The following is a 4,034-nucleotide window of genomic DNA, read 5'->3' on the forward strand; positions in this document are numbered from 1 at the left end:
GTCGTAGATGAGCTGGATGACGGTCTTCCCGCTGTCCAGGCGGTGGGTGTACGGGACGTGGTGCAGGAAGAGGAGCAGGTCCTCGGGGCAGTTCTCCAGGGATTCGTACGTGTCGCGGTTCTCCGGCGCGTAGAGGTCCGTGTAGCCGTTGCCGGTGGCGGCGGTGCGGTCGTAGCCGATGCCCTCGCGGTCCGACTTGTGGAACTGCGTGGTGGTCGTCGGGCTCGCGTCGAAGTGTCCGGTCACCGAGCCGTCCGGCGGGTGGGTGAGGTAGCCGGTGCCCAGGGGTGACGTGTAGTCCTCGTAGGTGCGCCAGGAGCCGAGCAGGAGGGCGGAGACGGTCTCGACGACATGCGGGTCGTTGCCGAACGTCATCCGCGTCCACTCCGTGGCCAGTTCCTGGGCCGACAGATCCGGGTTCCAGGCGAGTCGCCCGTACCCGTGGGTGTTGGCGGCGGCCAGGTGCGAGCCCGTCCAGTTCCGGGTGTCGCCGACGTTCATCACGCCCGCGAAGCCGAAGTGGGAGTACGAGTGGACCCTGCCGGTGACGACCCGGGCGACGGTGCTGTCCTTGCCCGCCTTGAGCGTGTCGAAGTCGAGGACCTCCTTCCACTGCGGGACGAGGTAGCACAGGTGCGTGGCGTGGCCCGTGTACTCCTGGGTGACCTGGAGCTCGATCATCGAATTGGTCTTCGGGAGCGAGCCGAACAGCGGGTGGGCGGGCTCGCGGACCTGGAAGTCGATCGGCCCGTTCTTGATCTGCACGACGGCGTTGTCGGCGAACGCGCCGTCCAGGGGTGTGAAGTCGTCGTAGGCCTGCCGGTCCCACTTGGCGTCGCCGTCGTGCACGAAGGAACGCCACATCACGATGCCGCCGTGCGGTTCCAGCGCCTCCGCCAGGACGTTGGCTCCGTCGGCGTGCGTCCGGCCGTAGTCGAGCGGCCCGGGGCGGCCCTCCGAGTTGGCCTTCACGAGGAAGCCGCCGAAGTCCTCGATCTTCGCGTAGATCTCGTCGGCCTTCTCGACCCACCAGCGCCGCACGTCCGCGTCGAACGGGTCGGCGGTGTCGAGCCCGCCGAGGTCGATGGGGGCGGCGAAGTTCGCGGTGACGTACAGCCTGACGCCGTAGCGGCGCAGGACCCCGGCGAGGGCGGCGAGCTTGGTCAGGAACGGTTCGGCGAGGTAGTCGGCCGGCGTGTTCACGTTGTTGATGACGGCGCCGTTGATCCCGAGGGACGCCAGCACGCGCGCGTAGTCGGTGTATCGGTCGTCGAGGCGCGGCAGCTCGTCCCAGTCGAAGAAGGACGTGCCCGCGTAGCCGCGCTCGATCGACCCGTCGATGTTGTCCCAGTGGTCGGCCACGCGCAGGGGCGCGGCCGGGCTCTCCCGGACGTCGACGTCCTCGAGTGGCCGGCGGGTCTGCACGAGCCGCAGGAGGTGGAAGGCGCCGTAGAGCACGCCGAGGTCGGCGCGGGACGCCACGACGGTACGTGCTCTGCCGTGGTCGGTCACGCGTCGGATCACGTAGCCCTCGTCGCCGAGTCCGTCGAGGTCGGCCGCGGGCACGAGGGCGCGGACCAGCGGCGAGCTGTCCGGGGTGCCCACGACGAGCGCCGGGCCCGCCGGGGCGGAGGTGCGCGGCGTGAGCCGGGCGCCCCGGACACCGAGGAGTTCCTTCAGTCCCCTGCTCAACTCCTCGGCGGCGGAGTGCTGGAGAGGCCCGCCACCCTCGCGTACGAGAGCGGGCAGCGCGGCCCGGTAGCGCCGGAGCAGGTCGGGATCGTCGACCTTGCGGTAGCGCAGCCACAGGTCGTAGCCGTCCTCGGCGGGCAGCGCGGCGGTGCTCGCGCCGCCCGTGGGGGAGGTGGCGAGGCGCGGCTGCGCGGAGGCCGGTGCGGACAGGGCGAGCGACCCGGCGACGCCGCCGAGGGCGGCGGCGGACAGGACGCTGCGGCGTCGTATTCCTGAGCTCATGGCTCTCACTTCCGTCGGGGAACGAACAGTGCGCGTCCAGGCCAGGACCAAGCTCCGCAACCGTCACACGCGCCACGACAGGTGTCAACGGAACCGACCAGAAAGAAACATACCGATCGGCGGCAAGCAGGTGGGCTGGCGCGTAAGTGAGTTGAAGGGGTGGACGGATGCGGGGGTATTCCGTGCACGCAAGCGCAGTTCACCCGCCCTGCGTCCACGTATGTGACCGACGATCGCGTATGACTACGCTCAAAAGTCAACATGAGGAGGGGAGTTGGTGAGGTCGCTGCCCGGCGGGCGTCTCCCTCGCGCTTGTCGGGGCGGAATGACGGGCATACGCGAAGCACCTGCGAAAGGAGCTCGGACATGGCCGGCATAGTCGCAGCGGTGCTGTTCCTCATCGCGTTCCTGATCAACGCCGCGGACCTGAGCACCAACGATGTCTTCACCTCGACGAACGTGATGCTGCTCGGCCTGGTCGCACTGGCCCTGCACGTGGCGGGGATCGGCGACCGGAGGACGCGGACCCGGCGGCGCCGCTGACGGCGCGGCGGTCGGGTGAACGAGTGATGCGCCCCCCTCTGGAGCGCACCACCCGCGAGCAGGGCTCCCGGGGCACCCTCGCGCCGAGTCACGGAGCGGGTCAGGCCGTCGAGATCGCCGTCCTGGCGAAGTGCCCCGCGAGCCGACCCGCACGGGGCCGCCGCGTGAGCGGCGGCCCCGGTCCCGCTCCTGCGGGCGACCGGTCAGACCGGTGCGGTGGCGGGCATCTCCCGTTCGGAATCGGCCAGTTGACTTATGAGATCGAGGCGGGCGCGGCTGACGCGGGAGCGGACGGTGCCCACCGGGCAGCTGATCAGCGCGGCGGCCTCCGCGTAGGGCAGGCCGACGAGTTGCGTCAGGACGAACGCCTCGCGGCGCTCGTCGGGGAGCGCGTCCAGCAGGGCGGACAGGGCCACGCCTTCGTCGAAGCCCGGGGTGCAGCGGGGCTGGGCGCGCTCCACCGCGCCCTGCCAGTCGTCCGTGGCGGACAGCCGGGGCCGGGCGGCGGCGCGCCGGAAACTGTCGACGACCGAACGGCGGGCGATCGACAGGATCCAGGTCCGGGCCGAGGAGCGCCCCTCGAACCGGTGCAGGCTGCCGAGCGCGCGCAGGAACGTCTCCTGGGCCAGATCGTCGGCGAGATGGGGATCGGCGCACCAGCGCGCCACGTAGCGCAGCACGTCGCGGTGCAGGGCACGGAAGAAGAGGTCGGTGGCGCGCGGGTCACCGCCGCGGGCGGCGAGCGCGAGGGCGGTCGCCGACTCGTCGCGCGGGCAGGGCGGGGCAGGAGTGATCACCTGAGGTCCTTCTCGGATCGGACACCGGAGAGGCGCGCACGGCGGCGCGGTCCGTCGCGCGGGCGGACCGATCGGCGAGGAGCGGTGCCGGTCGGGCGGCGCCCGGGATCCGGGACGCCGTACGGCGCGGCTCCGGTGGAGTGAGGAAGAGCGGCCGCGCGCGGGCGCGTGGCCGCTGCCCGGCCCGCGTCGGCGCGGTGCCGGGGTACCGGCTGTCGTCAGGCGACAGCGACAGGGGCGGGCGGGCCCCTGGAGGTGATCGTCCGGGTGGTGAGAAGGCGGCGCGGCATCGGGTCGGACGACGGCCGCCGGAGCGGGGAGCGCGGGCCACGCGCCGGTACGACCCGCAGCAGCGGCAGGCGGAGCGGCGCGCTCAGCCTGCTCGCCACGGCCCGCAGCGCGTCGAAGGCGGCCTTCTCGCCCCGCGCCAGCCACACCCCGCACAGCGCTGCCGCCAGGAGGTGAGCGGCGAGCATGCCCGCCGAGGACATCGCGCTCATGTCCTGCCCCGGGACCGTCATCCCCGGCATCGCGTGCGCCGCGTGCATCGCCGGGCCCGTACCGGCCGGCAGGCCCTCCACGGGCGCGCCGGGCCCCGTGCACAGGAGGTACGCGATCCACCGCCGAGCGAGCGTGTGGCCGCTCTCGGCGCGGGTGCCCGCCTGCGCGAGGGACAGTGCCGCGTGCAGCGCCGCCTGGACGCCGACGCAGCCCGCGATC

At 72.5% G+C, this 4,034-nt stretch carries 4 protein-coding genes; 1 reads left to right on the forward strand and 3 read right to left on the reverse strand.

Annotated features, from left to right (window positions below; genetic code table 11):
- The coding region (locus GTW43_RS24200; protein ID WP_161304145.1) for an alpha-glucuronidase family glycosyl hydrolase at nucleotides 1-1,974 on the reverse strand (1,974 nt) is incomplete at its 3' end.
- Nucleotides 1,975-2,340: 366 nt separating this feature from the next.
- On the opposite strand from GTW43_RS24200, the gene GTW43_RS37635 reads away from it, so the two are divergent.
- Nucleotides 2,341-2,517: a hypothetical protein gene (locus GTW43_RS37635; RefSeq protein WP_202501880.1), complete on the forward strand. Its 177-nt coding sequence runs from the start codon at nucleotides 2,341-2,343 to the stop codon at nucleotides 2,515-2,517.
- Nucleotides 2,518-2,720: 203 nt separating this feature from the next.
- On the opposite strand, the gene GTW43_RS24205 is transcribed toward GTW43_RS37635, so the two are convergent.
- Nucleotides 2,721-3,314: a sigma-70 family RNA polymerase sigma factor gene (locus tag GTW43_RS24205; RefSeq protein ID WP_343246104.1), complete on the reverse strand. Its 594-nt coding sequence runs from the start codon at nucleotides 3,312-3,314 to the stop codon at nucleotides 2,721-2,723.
- A gap of 218 nt (nucleotides 3,315-3,532) precedes the next feature.
- Nucleotides 3,533-4,034, reverse strand: a 502-nt coding sequence (locus GTW43_RS37640) for a hypothetical protein (protein ID WP_202501882.1), incomplete at its 5' end; no start/stop codon positions are given.

Source organism: Streptomyces sp. SID5785, from assembly GCF_009870065.1.
GTDB lineage: Bacteria > Actinomycetota > Actinomycetes > Streptomycetales > Streptomycetaceae > Streptomyces.